Source organism: Massilia sp. TWR1-2-2, assembly GCF_049897565.1.
In the GTDB taxonomy this organism is placed as follows: domain Bacteria; phylum Pseudomonadota; class Gammaproteobacteria; order Burkholderiales; family Burkholderiaceae_D; genus JAFCUW01.
The window spans coordinates 26199-43386 of record NZ_JAFCWM010000016.1 but is presented as its reverse complement, the minus strand read 5'-3'; the positions used below and the strand labels follow the sequence as shown (position 1 = coordinate 43386).

Annotated in this window: 20 protein-coding genes; 16 read left to right on the top strand and 4 right to left on the bottom strand. The window is 65.3% G+C overall.

Annotated features, from left to right (window positions below; genetic code table 11):
* Window positions 1-107: 107 nt before the first annotated feature.
* From flhB to ACP7DD_RS16440, 11 genes are all read left to right on the top strand, one after another.
* Window positions 108-1286, top strand: a complete 1179-nt coding sequence (gene flhB / locus ACP7DD_RS16490) for a flagellar biosynthesis protein FlhB (RefSeq protein ID WP_426175888.1) — start codon at window positions 108-110, stop codon at window positions 1284-1286.
* The gene (gene flhA / locus ACP7DD_RS16485; protein ID WP_426175887.1) at window positions 1283-3397 is read left to right on the top strand and encodes a flagellar biosynthesis protein FlhA; all 2115 of its coding nucleotides are present in this window, start codon (window positions 1283-1285) and stop codon (window positions 3395-3397) included. Before flhB ends, flhA begins: the two co-directional genes overlap by 4 nt.
* A 221-nt stretch (window positions 3398-3618) precedes the next feature.
* Complete coding sequence (locus ACP7DD_RS16480; protein ID WP_426175886.1) at window positions 3619-4449, top strand: DUF4384 domain-containing protein; 831 nt, start codon at window positions 3619-3621, stop codon at window positions 4447-4449.
* Window positions 4450-4486: 37 nt separating this feature from the next.
* On the top strand, window positions 4487-4711 hold the full coding sequence (locus ACP7DD_RS16475) for a hypothetical protein (protein WP_426175885.1): 225 nt from the start codon (window positions 4487-4489) through the stop codon (window positions 4709-4711).
* Between the two features lie 43 nt (window positions 4712-4754).
* Window positions 4755-4928, top strand: a complete 174-nt coding sequence (locus ACP7DD_RS16470; protein WP_426175884.1) for an OmpA family protein — start codon at window positions 4755-4757, stop codon at window positions 4926-4928.
* A 160-nt stretch (window positions 4929-5088) separates the two neighbouring features.
* Window positions 5089-6390: a flagellar biosynthesis protein FlhF gene (gene flhF, locus ACP7DD_RS16465; protein ID WP_426175883.1), complete on the top strand. Its 1302-nt coding sequence runs from the start codon at window positions 5089-5091 to the stop codon at window positions 6388-6390.
* The gene (locus ACP7DD_RS16460; protein ID WP_099791063.1) at window positions 6383-7219 is read left to right on the top strand and encodes a MinD/ParA family ATP-binding protein; all 837 of its coding nucleotides are present in this window, start codon (window positions 6383-6385) and stop codon (window positions 7217-7219) included. Before flhF ends, ACP7DD_RS16460 begins: the two co-directional genes overlap by 8 nt.
* 15 nt (window positions 7220-7234) lie before the next feature.
* Window positions 7235-7963, top strand: coding sequence for an RNA polymerase sigma factor FliA (locus tag ACP7DD_RS16455; RefSeq protein ID WP_426175882.1), 729 nt, complete (start codon window positions 7235-7237; stop codon window positions 7961-7963).
* On the top strand, window positions 7945-8691 hold the full coding sequence (locus ACP7DD_RS16450; protein WP_426175881.1) for a flagellar motor protein: 747 nt from the start codon (window positions 7945-7947) through the stop codon (window positions 8689-8691). The genes ACP7DD_RS16455 and ACP7DD_RS16450 overlap by 19 nt, the downstream gene beginning before the upstream one ends.
* Window positions 8692-8700: 9 nt before the next feature.
* The gene (gene motD / locus ACP7DD_RS16445; protein ID WP_426175880.1) at window positions 8701-9453 is read left to right on the top strand and encodes a flagellar motor protein MotD; all 753 of its coding nucleotides are present in this window, start codon (window positions 8701-8703) and stop codon (window positions 9451-9453) included.
* 155 nt (window positions 9454-9608) lie between these two features.
* Complete coding sequence (locus tag ACP7DD_RS16440; protein ID WP_426175879.1) at window positions 9609-10112, top strand: hypothetical protein; 504 nt, start codon at window positions 9609-9611, stop codon at window positions 10110-10112.
* Here ACP7DD_RS16440 and ACP7DD_RS16435 read toward each other — a convergent pair whose 3' ends face one another.
* The 4 genes from ACP7DD_RS16435 to flgA form a co-directional block, all read right to left on the bottom strand.
* The gene (locus ACP7DD_RS16435; protein WP_426175878.1) at window positions 10113-11195 is read right to left on the bottom strand and encodes a M35 family metallo-endopeptidase; all 1083 of its coding nucleotides are present in this window, start codon (window positions 11193-11195) and stop codon (window positions 10113-10115) included.
* A gap of 211 nt (window positions 11196-11406) precedes the next feature.
* Window positions 11407-11874 (bottom strand): flagella synthesis protein FlgN, encoded by a 468-nt coding sequence (locus ACP7DD_RS16430; protein ID WP_426175877.1) that lies wholly within the window; start codon window positions 11872-11874, stop codon window positions 11407-11409.
* 6 nt (window positions 11875-11880) lie between these two features.
* A complete protein-coding gene (gene flgM, locus ACP7DD_RS16425; protein ID WP_426175876.1) occupies window positions 11881-12183 on the bottom strand; it encodes a flagellar biosynthesis anti-sigma factor FlgM in 303 nt (100 codons plus the stop codon).
* A 107-nt stretch (window positions 12184-12290) separates the two neighbouring features.
* Window positions 12291-12986 carry a flagellar basal body P-ring formation chaperone FlgA gene (gene flgA / locus ACP7DD_RS16420; protein WP_426175875.1) on the bottom strand — a complete coding sequence of 232 codons (696 nt, stop codon included), beginning with the start codon at window positions 12984-12986 and terminating at the stop codon, window positions 12291-12293.
* Between the two features lie 182 nt (window positions 12987-13168).
* On the opposite strand from flgA, the gene flgB reads away from it, so the two are divergent.
* The 5 genes from flgB to ACP7DD_RS16395 all read left to right on the top strand — a co-directional run bounded on the left by flgB (window position 13169) and on the right by ACP7DD_RS16395 (window position 17188).
* A complete protein-coding gene (flgB, locus tag ACP7DD_RS16415) occupies window positions 13169-13591 on the top strand; it encodes a flagellar basal body rod protein FlgB (protein ID WP_426175874.1) in 423 nt (140 codons plus the stop codon).
* A gap of 2 nt (window positions 13592-13593) precedes the next feature.
* A complete protein-coding gene (flgC, locus tag ACP7DD_RS16410) occupies window positions 13594-13995 on the top strand; it encodes a flagellar basal body rod protein FlgC (RefSeq protein WP_426175873.1) in 402 nt (133 codons plus the stop codon).
* A 16-nt stretch (window positions 13996-14011) separates the two neighbouring features.
* Entirely contained in the window at window positions 14012-14725 is a 714-nt protein-coding gene (locus ACP7DD_RS16405; protein ID WP_426175872.1) for a flagellar hook assembly protein FlgD, read from the top strand.
* Between the two features lie 38 nt (window positions 14726-14763).
* Window positions 14764-16314, top strand: coding sequence for a flagellar hook protein FlgE (locus ACP7DD_RS16400; protein ID WP_426175871.1), 1551 nt, complete (start codon window positions 14764-14766; stop codon window positions 16312-16314).
* Window positions 16315-16447: 133 nt separating this feature from the next.
* A complete protein-coding gene (locus tag ACP7DD_RS16395; RefSeq protein ID WP_426175870.1) occupies window positions 16448-17188 on the top strand; it encodes a flagellar basal body rod protein FlgF in 741 nt (246 codons plus the stop codon).

The window sequence follows — 17188 nt, the reverse complement described above, 5'->3', positions numbered from 1 at the left end:
TTGCACGCCTGCTCCAAAGATAGCCCCAGAGCAATACCGCCGATAATGTCCGCTGTCGTTCCTGTTGCCGCGCGTTTCAATGCAGCCAGGGCGTTACCGGAGTGGACATGGCAGAAGACAGCGACGCAGAAAAGACCGAACCGGCGTCAAGCAAGCGGTTGGAGCAGGCCCGTGAAGAAGGCGACGTGCCCCGATCGCGCGAAGTTGCAACTTTTACAGTATTGATGACCGCCGGCGCCGGCCTGTGGATGACCGGCGACGGCGTCGTGCGCAGCCTGAACGCGATCATGGTGTCGGGCCTGGCGCTCGACCGCGAACAAATTTTCAATGCCGATGTGCTGATCCGCCGCGTCGGTGTCGACATCGTGTCGGTGATGATGGCCTGCCTGCCGCTGGCGGTCGCCGTCATGGTCGTCGCGCTGGCCTCGCCGCTGCTGGTCGGCGGCTGGCTGTTCAGCTCCAAATCGTTGATGCCGAATTTCGGCAAGCTCAACCCCATCAAGGGCCTGGGCAACATGGTCTCGACCAACGCGCTGGTCGAATTGCTGAAGGCGGTCGCCAAGACGGTCGTCGTCGGCAGCGTCGCCTACCTCGTCGTGATGAGCCAGAAGGACGCCGTCATGGGCCTGGCGGTCGAATCGGTCAGCGCCGGCAGCGCGCACCTGATCAACTTGCTGACCTGGGCGTTCCTGTTCATCGTCGGCGGCCTCGGTTTTGTCGCCGCGATCGACGGTCCCTACCAGGTCTGGCATTACGCCAACAAGCTGAAGATGACGCGCCAGGAAGTGATCCAGGAATCGAAGGAGTCGGACGGCAATCCGCAGATGAAGGCAAAGGTTCGCCAGATGCAGCGCCAGATGTCGCAGCGCCGCATGATGGCGGCGGTGCCGACCGCCGACGTGGTCGTCACCAACCCGACCCACTATGCCGTCGCGCTCAAGTATGCCGACGGCCACGGCGGCGCGCCGATGGTCGTTGCCAAGGGCGCCGACGAAGTGGCGGCGAAAATCCGCGAACTGGCCACGGAAAACAAGGTCGCGCTGCTGGAAGCGCCGGCGCTGGCCCGTGCGCTGCACAAGCACACCGAGATCGGCGACGAGATTCCCGAGGCGCTGTATTCGGCGGTGGCCGAAGTGCTGGCGTACGTGTTCCAGCTGCGCGCATTTAACAAAGGCGGCGGCAAGTATCCGGACCGTCCGACCAAACTGCCGGTGCCGCCCGAAATGGACCCGCTTAACCCCGCATCGCAAAAAAAGCCTGCATCGAATAACGGAGCAACACCATGAACGGCATCACTGTCCCATCCTGGCTGAGCGGACTGAGCGGCAAGGGCGGCTCCGCGCTGGCGGCGCCAATGATCATCATCTTGCTGTTGGCGATGATGGTGCTGCCGCTGCCGGCGTTCATTCTCGACGTGTTCTTCAGCTTTAACATCGCGCTGTCGGTCATTGTGCTGCTGACCAGCCTGTACACGGTCAAGCCGCTCGACTTCATGGCTTTCCCGACCATCTTGCTGGTGTCGACGATGCTGCGCCTGTCGCTCAACGTTGCCTCGACCCGTATCGTGCTGACCGAAGGCCATACCGGCGGCGCGGCGGCCGGCAAGGTGATCGAAGCGTTCGGTCATTTCCTGATCGGCGGCAATTACACGGTCGGTATCGTCGTGTTTATCATTTTGACCATTATTAACTTTACCGTCGTCACCAAGGGTGCCGGCCGTATCGCCGAGGTGGGCGCCCGTTTCGCGCTCGACGCGATGCCGGGCAAGCAGATGGCGATCGACGCCGACCTCAACGCCGGCCTGATCGGCGAAGACGAGGCGCGCCGCCGCCGCAGCGAAGTGGGCCAGGAAGCCGAGTTCTACGGCGCGATGGACGGCGCCAGCAAATATGTGCGCGGCGACGCGGTGGCCGGCATCATGGTTACCGTCATCAACATCGTCGGCGGCCTGCTGGTCGGCATGCTGCAGCACGACATGGGTTTCGCCGCCGCCGCCAAGACGTACACCTTGCTGGCCATCGGTGACGGCCTGGTGGCGCAGATCCCGTCGCTGATCATTTCGACCGCGGCCGGTATCGTCGTCTCGCGCGTGGCCAGCGACCAGGACATCGGCACCCAGCTGGTGGGCCAGTTGTTCGCCAAGCCGCAAGTGCTGTACATTACCGCCGGCATCATCGGCGGCATGGGCTTGATCCCGGGCATGCCGAACCTGGTGTTCCTGCTGCTGGCCGGCTCGCTCGCCGGCATCGCTTACCTGGCCAGCAAGCGCCTGAAGCAGCCAGCGGAAGTGGAAGAGGCCGCCGGCGGACCGGGCAGTGCGGGCGCGGCGCCTCAGGCTGCCGCCGCCGAGCAGGAAGAGGTCAGCTGGCAAGACATCATGCCGGTCGACACGCTGGGGCTGGAAGTGGGCTACCGTCTGATTCCGCTGGTGGACAAGGCGCAAGGCGGCGAGCTGCTCAAGCGCATCAAGGGCATCCGCAAGAAGTTCGCGCAGGAAGTCGGCTTCCTGGCGCCGCCGGTGCACATCCGCGACAACCTCGAGCTCAAGCCATCGGCTTACCGCATCACCCTCAAGGGTGTCGAAGTGGGCAGCGGCGAAGCGCTCAACGGGCAATTCCTGGCGATCAATCCGGGCATGGCCAGCGGCACCTTGCCGGGGCTGGAAACAACCGACCCGGCGTTCGGGCTGCCCGCCACCTGGATCGACGCCAGCCTGCGCGACGAAGCGCAAGGCATGGGCTACACCGTGGTCGACGCCGGCACGGTGGTGGCGACCCACCTGAACCACCTGATCACCACGCACGCTTCCGAGCTGCTCGGCCGCGCCGAAGTGCAGGCGCTGCTCGACCATATTGCCAAGGAGTCGCCGAAGCTGGTGGAAGACCTGGTGCCGAAGGTGGTGTCGCTGTCGACCTTGCAGAAGGTGCTGCAGAACTTGCTGATCGAAGGGGTGCACATCCGCGACATGCATTCGGTGATCGAGACCTTGTCCGAGCATGCGATGCACACGCAGGATCCGAACGACCTGACGGCGCTGGTGCGCATCGCGCTGGGCCGGGCGATCGTGCAGCAGCTGTTCCCTGGCGCTACCGAGCTGTCGGTGATGACGCTCGACAACCGGCTCGAGCGCTTGCTGATGCAGGCGATGGGGGCGGGCGGCGACGGTTCCGGCATCGAGCCTGGGCTGGCCGACACGATCGCGCAGCAGGCCGGCCAGGCCGCGGCGCTACAGGAGCAGATGGGGCTGACGCCGGTACTGCTGGTGCCGGGGCCGCTGCGGGCGCTGCTGTCGCGCTTCCTGCGGCGCGCGCTGCCGCAGCTGAAGGTGCTGTCGCATAGCGAGATCCCGGAGACGAAGACGATCCGCGTGACCAGCCTGGTGGGTGCGCCGGGGTAATTTTCCAGCAGGGTCTGAGCCAAAAAAACCGCCCAGACCCGTGCTGCATGAACGGCGTTTCAAACCCCAAGTCAGCAGGCCATACATACAACGAATCACCAATAATCGTTCGCCAGCCGTCAACGATATAGGTATCATAAATTTACCAAACTGCATTACCTCGGCTGCGCCGCTTCACAAGGAATGTCCATGCACACTTCGCCCCGCCTGCTGGCCGCATGATGAGCGACGAGCTGGTGCCGCTGTCGACCAGCGCGCGCGGGCGCTACTCGGCCGCCTTCCTCGCGGCGATCGAGGCCGGCCTGGCCGTGCGGCCGGAACACCGCCCGCAGGATGTGGCAGCCTTGCGCGCGCGCCTGTTTGCACTCGAGCACGAGGACGACGCCACCGTCATGCGGCCGGCCGCCGGCGAAGCGACGGCGCCGACGCGTGCGGCGCCGGCGCCGTCGCGGCCATCGGGCCCGCGCGCGCCGGCCGCGGAGCTGTCCGGGCCGCCGCCGCCGGGGCACTGTTGCCGGCCGCCGGCGCCGCTGCCAGCGGCTGCCGCCGCGTGCGGGCCGTTCACCGCGCTTGCCGGTCTCGACGACATCGTCCGCCACCGCGACCCGCTGATCTCGGTGAACACCCTGGCCCAGAAGGAACGCATCGTCATCGGCAAGGACCTGATGCAGTTCCGCATCACATCGAGCGAAGCGGGCTACCTGTACGTGTTCTTCGTCGGCACCGGCAGCGAGGAGATGCAACTGCTGCTGCCGAACGCGATCGACCGCGACGACCGCATCGCCGCCGACGCCACGGTGAACTTGCCGCGCAAGAGCTGGCAGATTGGCGCCGCCGGCCCGCCGGGCGTCAATCACGTGCTCGTCATGGTCTCGCGCGCGCCGCGCGACTTCGCTGCCGCCGGGCTGAGCAGCGGGGAAACCATGCCGCGCTTCGATTCCGCGCAGGCACGCCGGGTTTGGGCGGCGTGCCGGCCGCCACGCCGGTGCTGGCCGGCACGCCGACCTGCGCGAGCGGGGCCGGATGCGATGCCGGCTACGGCGCCACGCTGATGCGCATCGAAGAGGTCGCGGCCAGATAGTTGTCGCGTTGTTTATGCTGTTCTTTCTTGGAGGTCATATGTCAGGCATTGCTGGAAAGTTGGGCGTGGCGTGCATCGCCTGCGCGCTGCTGATGATGGGTGCGCCGTCGGCGGCGCAGACGCATGACGTGCTGAAAAACGACGCGACAGCGCAGGCATTTCTCGACGCGCTGACGCCGGCGCGGCACGGCCGGCTAAAGTGGCGGCGAAACCGGCCAGCGGTTCCGTTTTAACATCGAAGGGCATGCCGATGCGCGCGGCACCGGCGAGCGCAACATGCAGCTGTCGCAGCAACGCGCGCAGGCGGTGCGCGAGCACCTGGTCGGCCAGCTGCGCGTCGCCCCGGCCCGGTTGGTCGCGCTCGGCAAGGGCGACACCGAGCAGCTCAACAAGGAACACCCGGCCGCCGCCGAAAACCGGCGCGTGCGGATCGTCACCCTGACCGAATGATCCGCGCCATGGTCGCCGCGCTCGGCCCCGGCGCGCGGGAATAGCGGCCCATTCACCCACCTTTTCGCCAGATGGTTTCCGTGCGGCATCGTCGATACTTGTAACTGTGAGAAGCTGCAGTCGCTCATGTGAGCAGCGCAGGTACCCAGGAGCTTCATCGATGAATGTCAAAAAATTTACCGCCGCCACCTCGCGTGAAGCCTTGCGCAAAGTGCGTGACGCCCTCGGTCCCGATGCCGTCATCCTGTCGAACCGCCCAGTCGATGGCGTCGTCGAAATTCTCGCGCTGGCCAACGACGACGTCGCGTCGATCTCGGCGCCGGCGCACGGCACCGAGATGGCCCAGCCTGAGCCCACGCTGCAACACAGCGCGCCGCCCGAGGGCTACGCCAACCGCCGCGCGCCGCAGCCGCAGCCCGACAGCGTCGACATGGCCCAGATGAGCTCGATGATGTCGGCCGCCATCGCCCACGCCAAAGACACCGCCGCCGCCGAAATGTCGGGCATGATGAGCGAAATTCGCGCCATGCGCGGCCTGATGGAAACCCAGCTTGCCGCCATCTCTTGGGGCACCACCCAGCAGCGCGAGCCGGAAAAAGCGGGCGTGCTGCGCGAAATGCTGGCGGCCGGCTTTTCCGCCACGCTGGCGCGCTACCTGATCGAGAAGATGCCGTCCGGCAAAGATGCGGCCGAGAGCATGCGCTGGATTAAGACGGTGCTGTGCCGTAACCTGACGAGCATGACGGACGAAGACGAAGTGCTCGAAAAGGGCGGTGTGTTCGCCCTGGTCGGCCCGACCGGCGTCGGCAAGACCACCAGCACGGCCAAGCTGGCGGCGCGCTGCGTGATGCGCCACGGCCCGGAAAAGCTGGCCTTGATCACCACCGACGCCTATCGTATCGGCGGCCACGAACAACTGCGCATCTACGGCAAGATCCTCGGCGTGATGGTGCACTCGGTGAAGGACGAAGCGGACCTGCGCATCGCCCTGAAAGAGCTGCGCAACAAGCACACGGTGCTGATCGACACGGTCGGCGTGTCGCAGCGCGACCAGATGGTCACCGAACAGGTCGCCATGCTCAGCGAGTCCGGCGCCGACGTCAAACGCCTGCTGTGCCTGAACGCGACGAGCACCAACGAAACGCTCAACGAAGTGGTGCGCGCCTATCACGGCAGCGGCCTGGCCGGCTGCATCATGACGAAGATGGATGAAGCGGCCTCGATCGGCAACGTGCTCGACGTCGTGATCCGCCAGAAGCTGCGCCTGTTTTACATCTCGAACGGCCAGCGCGTGCCGGAAGACCTGCACCTGGCCGACCGCGCCATGCTGGTCGACCGCGCCTTCCGCCTGACGCGCGAGAACGCCGCCACCCAGTACGCCGACAACGAACTGCCGCTGCTGATGGCCCAGGCCGGCAATGCCGCCAACGATCGCAGCCTGCGCGGGGTGTCGCTTGGCTAATTTCGATTTTGACCAGGCCGAAGGCTTGCGCCGGATGCTCGCCGGCCCCAAGCCGCGCATCGTCACCTTTCTTTCCGCCACCGCCCAGGATGACAAGGGCGCGATGCTGGTCAACCTCGGCGCATCGCTGGCGCGTGCCGGCAACGACGTGCTGATCGTCGATGCCTGCCTGCATGAGTACGGCGTCGCCCAGCGCCTCGGCGTCGACCGCGGCGTGTCCTTGCTGCAGGTGGCGCGCCAGGAATGTGGCCTCAACGAAGTGATCCACCAGGTGCCGCAAGGGTTCGGCGTGGCCAGCCTGAAACGCGGCCAGGGCGCCCAGCGTCCCGGCCCCGACGAGCTGCGCCGCCTGGCCAAGAGCTTCGACGTGCTGGTCAAGCAGACCGGCATCGTCATCGTCGACGGCGAATTTTCCGACGACGACAGCTTTCCGGTGCCGATCATGGACAGTTCGGAAATCGTCGTGCAGGTGTCGACGTCGGCCGCCTCGATCACCGCCGCCTACAGCCTGATCAAGCGGCTGTCGCAGCAGCTGGGGCGTCGCCCGTTCGGCATCCTGGTGACGGGCGCTTCCGAAATCGAGGCAAAGGTGGTATACGATAATATGTGTTCCGCGGCAAGTCGGTATCTCGCGGTCCAGCTCATCTCGATGGGTTCGGTTCCGGCCGACGAATATCTGCAACGCGCCGCGCGTCTCGGGCGCGCCGTCGTCGATGCGTTTCCGCTGGCGGGCGCCTCGGTTGCGTTTCGCCGCCTGGCAGGGCGTTTTGCCCTGTCTGGAATGCCTCAGCTCGGTCGGACAGGGGGAAACACCCGTTTTGGCTCTTGATAACAAAGTTTAACCATGTACACGGTCAAAGGGAAAGCGGACAAGAATCAGCTGCTGACGGATCATATGCCGCTGGTGAAGCGTCTCGCCCACCACATGAAGGCCAAGCTGCCGCCGAGCGTGGAAGTGGACGACCTGATCCAGGCCGGCATGATCGGCCTGTTAGATGCCATCGGCCGCTATGAAGAGACGCACGGCGCCCAGTTCGAGACCTACGCGGTGCTGCGTATCCGCGGCGCCATGCTCGACGAGCTGCGCAACAGCGACTGGTTGCCGCGCTCGATGCGGCAAAACATGCGCAAGATCGAAGCGGCGATGAGTTCGCTGCAGCAAAAGCTCGGCCATCCGCCGACCGAATCGGAAGTGGCCAAGCTGCTCAAGCTGTCGCTGTCGGAATACCAGGACATGCTCGGCGACGGCGGCGGCCATCAGCTGTTGTACTACGAAGATTTCCACGATAACGAAGGCAACGACAACTTCCTCGATCGCTATGCGGTCGACGATGCCGATCCATTGCGCAGCCTGCTCGACGGCGACTTCCGCCAGGCGGTGGTCGATGCGATCGACAACTTGCCGCCGCGCGAAAAGATGCTGATGGGCCTGTACTACGAGGAAGAAATGAACCTGAAGGAAATCGGCGCCGTCATGGGTGTGTCTGAATCGCGCGTGTCGCAGCTGCACACGCAGGCGGTGGCGCGGTTGCGTGCGGCATTACGGGAGCAGGCGTGGACTGGGCCAGCGTAATTGGCATAGCCCTCGCGCTGGCGGGGCTATTCATCGGGCACGGCCTCGACGGCGGCAAGCTCGCCTCGCTGGTGCAGCCGGCCGCGTTCGCCATCGTCGTCATCGGCACCTTTGGTGCGGTGCTGCTGCAGACCGAGGCGCCGACATTTACCCGCGGCATGCGCATGCTGCGCTGGGTGTTTCGTCCGCCGCCGAGCCAGCGCGGCAAGCTGGCGCGCGACATCGCGCTGTGGAGCCTGCACGCGCGGCGCGACGGTTTGCTGTCGCTCGAGCAGCACATGCTCGACTCGACCGACAAGTTCGTCCAGAAAGGCCTGCGCCTGATGATCGACGGCATCCATCCGGAAAAACTGCGCGGGCTGCTCGAGACGGAAGTGACGGCGTATGAATTCGGCCAGCGCCAGGCGGTCAAGATCTGGGAAGCTGCGGCCGGCTATTCGCCCACCATCGGCATCCTCGGCGCCGTGCTCGGCCTGATCCACGTGATGGAAAACCTGACCGACCCGTCCAAGCTGGGCGCCGGCATTGCCGTCGCGTTCGTGTCGACCGTGTACGGCGTCGGCCTGGCCAACCTGTTCTTTTATCCGGTGGCCAACAAGCTCAAAAGCATCGTCGCCGAAACGGTGACCCAGTACGAGATCCTCACCGACGTGTTTTACGACATCGCCAGCGGCGACCATTCGCGCGTCATCGACGAGCGCGTGGCCAGCCTGATGTCGCGCCCGTAGCCGAACGTCATGGCGCGCAAGAAATTCGACGAAGAAACCGAAAGCCACGAACGCTGGCTCATTTCGTACGCCGACTTCATCACCTTGCTGTTCGCGTTTTTCGTCGTCATGTACGCCATCTCGGTGGTCAACGAGGGCAAGTACCGGGTGTTTTCCGACGCGCTCGGCGACGCCTTCGGCGGCAAGCGGGTGGCGCCGAAAATGGTCGACGAAATCCAGCCGTCCATTTCGCTGCCGAACCTGGCCGGCCGACGGCGCGCCGAAGCGATGCGGCGCGAGCGAGAACGGCTGACCTTGCTGGCGCGCGACCTGACGTCGACCCTGGCGCCGTTGGTCAAGGAGGGCAAGGTGCGGGTGACGCAGAACAGCCGCGGCGTCAGCGTCGAAATCAATGCCAGCGTGCTGTTCGATTCGGGCGACGCGACGCTCAATGCCAGCTCGAAGGAAGCGCTGCTGGCGCTGGCGGTATTGCTGAAGAACGATCCGCATGCGCTGCAGGTCGAAGGCCACACCGACAACGCGCCGATCCGCAGCCCGCTGTTTCCGTCGAACTGGGAACTGTCGGCTTCGCGCGCAAGCAGCGTGGTGCGCCTGTTTGCCGAGGCCGGCGTGCCGGAAGCGCGCATGACCGTCATTGGCCACGGCGCCAACATTCCGGTGGCCGCCAATACCGATCCGGACGGCCGCGCCCGCAACCGGCGCGTGGCCGTGACGATCCTGTCGGCGTTGCCTGACACCACCACCGAAATCCCCACTCGTTAGTAAAGTGCTGGTGTCAGGTCTGACATTCGGACATTTGTCCGAATGTCAGACCTGACACCAGCGTTGCGGCGGCGCGATTGTAACCATGCGCAACTGGGCTTGGCAGCGCAAAGAGGCCGGCGCAAAATCCCGCCATATTCAGCGAAGGAGTAATAATGGGTCTGGCAACGAGGGTGGCAAACACGGTACTGCTGGGCGCGGCGTTGGTGTTGGCCGGCAGCGCGGCGGCGAAGGACGGGGTGAGGAACATGGTCCACGAAATGGTCAAGGTCGAATCGCGCGAAGGCAAGGTGCTGGTGCGCCTGACGATCGACAACCAGAGCGAGCACACCATCTACGTGCCGCGCTCGGTCGCCTCCGAGAAGGAATTGTTCGGCAACTACTTCGAGGTGCGCGACAGTTCCAACGGCGACCCGGTCAACTACATCGGCCCGATGGTCAAGCGCGGCCCGCTCGGCAAGGAAGACTTCCTGGCGGTCAAGCCGCACACGCGCCATCACAACCTGATCGACATCACCGATGCCTACGCCTTCTTGCCGGGCCGCCGCGCCTATCAGCTCAACTACAACGGCCACTACGTCGCCGACCTGAAAAAGCTCGACCAGACTACGCCTGTCGAGCCCGATTCCGTCATGTTCGCCCACGTCGGCAAGCAGTAATTACTCCAGCGCCGGCGTGTTCTCGCCGAAATACTCGTGCGAGTCGGCGTTGTTGACGGCCCTGGCCGGGTCGCCGATGGCCAGGCCGGCCGCGCCTTCCTGCCCATACACCCAGTCGTCGGTGCCGGCGACAACGTTAAAGTGGCTCATCTCGTGCACCAGGGTGCCGCCTTTCGAGTCGATGCCGGTCATCGGCGCGGTCCAGAATGCGCGGCACACATGAATCACATACGGCTTGGTCGGATACACGTAGGCGAAATACGGTTTGTTGCAGCTGCAATCGACCGTCACCGGCCTCGTGGCGAGCGCATCCTTGATGGCCGCGTAGTTGCCGCGCACCGTGGACAGGCGCGCCGGGTCGCTGGCGCCGAACCAGTTGGTGTAGCGCGGCCCGAGCAGCTTGCGCGCCATCAGGTAGCGCTCGCCGTCGTCGGCCATCGCGCGCCCGGCCGTCACCGCCGTCGTCAGCGCGCTCTGCTGCGAGGCGCTGCATTTGGCAAACGACAAACTGGCGCCGCTGCCGCGCGCCGCGTCGGGCGCCGGCGCCGGTTCGCCGGCGGCGCCGCGCGGCAAGCGGGCGTCGATGAACAACGTCAGTGGCTGTGACTTCAGTTCGCCGAATCGCTGCGCCACGGTGCCGCGGCCGTTGACATGCGGATCGAACAGGGTCAGCGACTCGGTGGCGTAGCGGATCGTGTAGTCGCCGGTCACGCTCATCTCGTACAGGCTCGACAGTTCGACGCGGGCGCTGCGCGACGCGCCGGGCGCGAGCACGTAATAATCGGCCGCGGTGGGGGCGGGGCGCTTGTAGCGCGCGCCGAGGTAGGGCACCTTGGCGCCGTCGCGCCGGATATCGAACAGCGGCTCTTCGATCTCGCCGCCGAACGGTGTATGCCACTTCAGCACCGCCTGCGGGCTCGCCGCGGTGTTGGTCAGCGTGACCGTGACGACGACGTCGTCGGACTTGCCGAGCGACGATTTTTCCGTGCTGATGCTGACCGCGATGCCGTTCGACGCCGCCTGCGCGCTGGCGCAAACGACCAGCGTGAATGCCGCGATGGATGCCCTGAAGATGGATTTCATGCTGGTCTCCGTAGGTGTGACAAACTCATCAGTTGATGATTACGGATCGCTGCGGAGAAGTAAAATTTATCTGGAGCGGACGCGTGAAAACGCAACGGTGTTGCAGCAGGGTGGGGTCGGTTGGGGGCTGACCCGGTGTCGGGGTCGGACCCCGGTGTGGATGGTGCGGGCTTTACACCCGGGTCTGACCCCGACGGCGGGTCAGACCCGGTCAGCCGACGACGAAGCGGCGCGACGGTCCGCCGGCGCCGGCCTGGCCGCTGGGGCCGTAGACGCCGGCGTCGCTGCCGCCGGCCGGCGTGCGCATCGCGTTGATCACCATCTGGGTGTTGGTCATCTGCTTGTTGACGAGCATGCCGTTGACGCGGTTCAGTTCTTTCGCTTCGCGCGCCAGGTCGAGCAAGGCGATCCATGCGGCGCGGGCAGCGGCATCGCTGCTGTTCGCCAGCCAGACTTCCATGCCGGCTTCGCTGGCGGCAACGCCGGCGGCCCCGAGCGCCTCGTGGCGGGCGGTCGAAAGCCGCGCGGCTTGCTGCACCAACTCGGCTTTTTGCGGGGTGATCTGGTCGAGCCCGTCAGTGTCCGCCTTGACCAGGAACTGTTGTTCCTGTTTCATCAACTCGATCAGCGAAGCGATCAGGTGTTGTTCGTCGGACAGGGTGGTCGTCGGGCTGTGCATGGTGTTTTATCGTTTGCGGGAATGCAGCAGGTCGCGCACTGTTTCCAGCAAGCCGTCCGCCACTTTTTCTGAATTGACCTGGAACTGGCCGTCGGCAATTGCCAGCTTGATGCGTTCGACTTTCTTGGTGTCGAACACGGCGCTGGCGCCGGCCGCGGCAGCCAGGGCCTGGCCCTGCGAAGACAGGCGCACGTTGTCGCTCGGCGCCGCACTGGTGCCGGCGGCACGTTCGGCGCCTTTGGATCCGGCTGCCGGCGTAGTCGCCGCCGGCAGTCCAGGGCTTGTCTTTAATGTATCGTTAATTTTCACAGCATCTTCCTTCTCTGACCAGAGCATCAAACTCCGGGATATGCGTAAGTAACGGCGATGCCGTCCCAAACTTTAGTGCATATCAATGGATTTTCCGAAACGAACGTTCAAAAAACCACCTCGACCAGGCCTCCCGCTTGCGCCACGCCACTGAGGATGGCGCCGGCCGCGGTGCGTACCTGCACCACTTGGCCTTCGCCGGCATTGCCGATCGCGCGCGCCTCGGTCGACACCTTGAAACCGGCGCCGCTCGATACCACGCGCACCTGCTGGCCGCTCTGCACCGCCGGTTTGCTGCGCAGCGCATCGAGCCGCAGCGGCGCGCCCGACGGCAGCGACATCGTCGTGCTGCGCCCGATCGCCTGCGCCATGTCGGTCACCACGCCGGCCGGCAGCGCCGCCAGGTCGCCGCTGATGACGACCAGTTGCGACTGCGTGATCGGCTGGCCCTGCGCCAGCGGCACGGCGGCGGCGACGTAGTCGCCCCGCACGGCCACCTTGGCTTGAATATACACCGTCCACGCAGTCGGGGCCGCGCAGCGCACGCCGACCGTTGTTTTGCCCCACGCCCGCGCGCCGGGCTGCTGGAAGGCCTGCGGCGCCGGGCACGCGGCCAGGCTCATGCGCGGATCGACGGCGCCGACCTCGACCTGCACCTGGCCGGGCATGCCGGCGCTTTGCGCCTGCAGGAACTGCTCGGCGACGGCGCGCAGCGCCGCCAGGTCCTGGCGCGGGCCGGCCGCCTGCTGCCCGAAGGCCAGCGAGGAAGCGAGGAGGAGAGCGGTAAAGAAGGTCGATTTCATGGAGGGACTGCCTGTTCGAGTGATGCCATGGTAGATCGCATGATTCCCAGGTGAAACATCGAATAGCCGCGCTTTGCCCATCTTCCTCCTTCGATTGAGTCCTTGTGCGCCGCCGTATGATCGATCCTGTCATAACAAGATCATTGCCGCCAGCCTGGCGCTTTGACCCACCTGGAGCTGACATGATTGGCAAACTCGACGACTACCTGCGTTTCAACGAAGCCGCGCTGAGCCTGCGCTCGCAGCGCCAGCAAGTGCTCGCATCGAACATCGCGAACGCCGACACGCCTAAGTACAAGGCACGCGACATCGACTTTGCCAGCGCGCTGCAGGGCGTGATGGCGCGCACCGCGGCGCCGGCGGGCGTGATGGCGGCGATGTCGGCGAGCCACATCGGCGGCGCCGGCAAGACCGGCGACATGCTGCCCGACGGCACGGCGCTGAAATACCGCGGCGTGGTGCAGGGCGCCGTCGACGGCAACACGGTCGACATGGATGTCGAGCGCAACCAGTTCGCCGACAACGCGGTGCGCTACGAAGCGGGCATCACCATGATCAACCACCAAATCCGCAGCATGATGGCGGCGATCCAGGGAGGCCAGTAATCATGTCGCTATTTAATATCTTTAACGTGTCCGGTTCGGCCATGAGCGCCCAGGCGCAGCGGCTCAACACCGTCGCCTCGAACCTGGCCAATGCCGACAGCGCCACCAGCGCCAGCGGCCAGGCCTACCGCGCCAAGCAGGTCGTGTTCGAGGCGGTCCCGCTCGAAGCCGGCGGCACCGCGGTGAAGGTGGCGCAGGTGGTCGACGATCCGAGCCCGCTCAAGCAGGTGTACGACCCGAAACACCCGATGGCCGACGACAAGGGCTACGTGGCGATGCCGAACGTGAACGTGGTCGACGAGATGGTCAACATGCTGTCGGCGTCGCGCTCGTACCAGACCAACGTCGAAACGATGAATGCGGCCAAGACGTTGCTGCTCAAGACGTTGACTCTCGGTCAATAACCCACACTAGGCTTTTATGGCAACCGTCACTGCACCTCCCCCGTTTGTCTCGCAAGACCTGCTCAACGCGGTCAACCCGAAGAAGGCCACCGCCGCCGAAGGCAGCGTCGAAGCCGACACCAACAAGTTCCTGACCTTGCTCGTCACCCAGCTGAAGAACCAGGACCCGATGAATCCGCTCGACAACGCGCAGCTGACCAGCCAGCTGGCGCAGCTGTCGACCGTGACCGGCGTCAATAAATTGAACACGACGCTCGAGTCGCTCAAGTCGAGCTACCAGGCGTCCGAATCGCTGCAGGCGGCCAATATGATCGGCCACGGCGTGCTGGTCGAAGGCGACTATGTCCGACTGCAAACCGGCAAGGGCATCATGGGTGTCGACGTCGGCAGCGACGCCGACAGCGTCAAGCTGATCATCACCGACCCGAGCACCGGCAAGGATGTGCAGACGATCGACCTCGGCGCCCAGAAAGCGGGCACCGTCCCGCTGGCGTGGGACGGCGTGGTCGATGCGACCAGGGTCGGCGCCGACGGCTTGCCGGTGACCTTGAAGGACGGCAAATACCTGATCCGTGTCGTCGCCACCCGCGGCGAAGACATCCTCAAAGATGCGAAGGCGCTGTCGTTCGACAGCGTCGCCAGCGTTACCACCAGCGCCAAGGATGGCGTCCAACTGAACCTGCCCACCAGGGGCGTCGTGTCGATGGCCGATATCAGGCAGATCCTGTAAGCCCGGCCGTTTAAAATAACTTTTACCAGGAGAACACCATGTCTTTCCAACAGGGACTTAGCGGCTTGAACGGCGCGGCAAAATCGCTCGACGTCATCGGCAACAACATCGCCAACGCCAGCACCGTCGGCTTCAAGGGCTCGCAGGCGCAGTTCGCCGACGTCTACGCCAATTCGCTCAACGGCGCCGGCGGCAACCAGGCCGGCATCGGCACCAAGGTGTCGCAGATCGCCCAGCAATTTACCCAAGGTAACGTCGAGTCATCGGCCAACCCGCTCGACATCGCCATCAACGGCGCCGGCTTCTTCCGCACCACCGTCGCCGGCGCCACGCAATACTCGCGCAATGGCCAGTTCTCGCTCGATAAAGACGGCTACATGGTCAACGCCCAGGGCGCGAAACTGACCGGCTACGGCGCCAGCGCGACCGGCGGCCTGCTGGCCGGCTCGCCCGTGCCGCTGCAGATCAACACGGCCGACCTGAAGCCGGTGGCCACCACCCGCGTCGACACCGTCATGAACCTCGACTCGGGCAGCGCGACGCCGCTGACGACGCCGTTCAACGCCAAGGACCGCAGCAGCTACAACCACCAGACCCCGATCGATGTCTACGATACGCTGGGCAACTCGCACGTGATGTCGACGTTCTACGTCAAGACCGGCCCGGGCAACTGGAACGTGTATGTCGCCAACGACGGCACCGAAATCACCAACCTGAAAGTGGCAGCCGCCGCCCAAGGCACCGGTGCATCATTTACCGATGTCAACAACGCGCGCGCTGCCTGGACAACCGCCTCGACCGCGGTGCCGCCAAATCCGACGGCGACCGCCACCGCGCTGGCCGATTACGCGACCGAAGCGAAAAAGCTGGTAGTGGCAGCCGCTGCCGCCGCCGGCGCGACCGCCGCGCAGCAGAGCGCCATCGGCGCTGCCGCCACCAGTTCGGGCAATACGGTCGGCAACACGCCGGACCTGGTCGACGGCGACATCGCCGACGCGGTATCGGTGCCGCCGGTGCCGGTCGGCCGCCTCCTTTTCGACGGCAACGGCGCGTTGTCGAACGCGCTGATGATGGCGCTGACGCCGCCGCAGACGCTGCCGCTGACGGTGACGTTGCCGATCTTCCCGCCGACCGGCGCGAGCAACACGCTGGCGGTCAGCCTCGGCTTCGTCGGCACCAGCCAGTACGGCTCGGCGACGAGCGAAAAGAAATCGACCCAGGACGGCTACACCGCCGGCAACCTGCAGCGCTTTGCCGCCAGCGCCGACGGCACCATCCTTGGCCAGTACAGCAACGGCCAGTCGCAGGCGCTCGGCCAGATCGTGCTGGCCAACTTCGCCAACCCGAACGGCCTGTCGCCATTGGGCAACAACGCCTGGGCGGAGACGTCGAATTCGGGCGTGCCGCTGGTTGGCGCGCCGGCCTCGGGCAGCCTGGGCGTGCTGCAGTCGTCGGCGGTGGAGAACTCGAACGTCGACCTGACGGCCGAGCTGGTCAACATGATCACCGCGCAGCGCGTCTACCAGGCCAATGCGCAGACCATCAAGACCCAGGACTCGGTGCTGCAGACGCTGGTGAACCTGCGCTAAGCGCGCCGCAGGCGAGGTCAAACGCTGGTGTCAGGTCTGACATTCAACACGAACACGGCCGTGCGACCTTGCTACGGTTGGGAGCGTGTCCGAATGTCAGACCTGACACCGGTTCTTATACAAGAGGTAGCAGATGGATCGTTTAATCTACACGGCCGCCAGCGGCGCCAAGCACATCCTGGAGCAGCAGGCGACGACGGCGCACAACCTGGCCAACGTCAGCACCACCGGTTTCCGCGCGCAGATCGATGCGTTTCGCGCGGTGCAGGTCGAATCCGAAGGCTTGCCGACGCGCGCCTTCGTGGTCAACTCGACCGCCGGCGCCAATTTCGACAGCGGCGCGATCCAGATGACCGGACGCGACCTCGACGTGGCGGTGCGCGGCAAAGGCTGGCTGGCCGTGCAGATGCCCGACGGCACCGAAGCGTACACCCGCAACGGCGCCTTGCAGACCAACGCGAACGGCGTGCTGCAAAGCGCCGGCGGCTTTAACATCGCCGGCGACGGCGGCCCGATCACGGTGCCGCCGGAAGTGATGGTGTCGATCGGCGGCGACGGCACCGTCTCAACGGTGGCGGCCGGCGCCACGCCGGGCGCGGCGGCCGTGCTGGGACGCCTGAAGCTGGTCAACCCGAAAGAGGCCGACCTGGTGCGCGGCGACGACGGCCTGTTCCGGCTGCGCGACGGCGCCGTCGCGCCGGCCGATCCGCAGGTGGTGGTGGCCGGGGGCGCGCTCGAAGGCAGCAACGTCAGCCCGGTCGACATGATGGTCAACATGATCGCGCTGGCCCGTTCGTTCGACACCCAAATGTCGCTGATGAAGAACGCCGAGAATAACGCGGCGAAAGCTACCCAGATCCTCGCTTTGAGTTGA

Coding starts and splice junctions, on each gene's coding strand:
- flhB (WP_426175888.1), top strand. CDS start 108: ATGGCAGAAGACAGCGACGCAGAAAAGACCGAACCGGCGTCAAGCAAG.
- flhA (WP_426175887.1), top strand. CDS start 1,283: ATGAACGGCATCACTGTCCCATCCTGGCTGAGCGGACTGAGCGGCAAG.
- ACP7DD_RS16480 (WP_426175886.1), top strand. CDS start 3,619: ATGAGCGACGAGCTGGTGCCGCTGTCGACCAGCGCGCGCGGGCGCTAC.
- ACP7DD_RS16470 (WP_426175884.1), top strand. CDS start 4,755: ATGCAGCTGTCGCAGCAACGCGCGCAGGCGGTGCGCGAGCACCTGGTC.
- flhF (WP_426175883.1), top strand. CDS start 5,089: ATGAATGTCAAAAAATTTACCGCCGCCACCTCGCGTGAAGCCTTGCGC.
- ACP7DD_RS16455 (WP_426175882.1), top strand. CDS start 7,235: ATGTACACGGTCAAAGGGAAAGCGGACAAGAATCAGCTGCTGACGGAT.
- motD (WP_426175880.1), top strand. CDS start 8,701: ATGGCGCGCAAGAAATTCGACGAAGAAACCGAAAGCCACGAACGCTGG.
- ACP7DD_RS16440 (WP_426175879.1), top strand. CDS start 9,609: ATGGGTCTGGCAACGAGGGTGGCAAACACGGTACTGCTGGGCGCGGCG.
- ACP7DD_RS16435 (WP_426175878.1), bottom strand. CDS start 11,195: ATGAAATCCATCTTCAGGGCATCCATCGCGGCATTCACGCTGGTCGTT.
- ACP7DD_RS16430 (WP_426175877.1), bottom strand. CDS start 11,874: ATGCACAGCCCGACGACCACCCTGTCCGACGAACAACACCTGATCGCT.
- flgA (WP_426175875.1), bottom strand. CDS start 12,986: ATGAAATCGACCTTCTTTACCGCTCTCCTCCTCGCTTCCTCGCTGGCC.
- flgB (WP_426175874.1), top strand. CDS start 13,169: ATGATTGGCAAACTCGACGACTACCTGCGTTTCAACGAAGCCGCGCTG.
- flgC (WP_426175873.1), top strand. CDS start 13,594: ATGTCGCTATTTAATATCTTTAACGTGTCCGGTTCGGCCATGAGCGCC.
- ACP7DD_RS16405 (WP_426175872.1), top strand. CDS start 14,012: ATGGCAACCGTCACTGCACCTCCCCCGTTTGTCTCGCAAGACCTGCTC.
- ACP7DD_RS16400 (WP_426175871.1), top strand. CDS start 14,764: ATGTCTTTCCAACAGGGACTTAGCGGCTTGAACGGCGCGGCAAAATCG.
- ACP7DD_RS16395 (WP_426175870.1), top strand. CDS start 16,448: ATGGATCGTTTAATCTACACGGCCGCCAGCGGCGCCAAGCACATCCTG.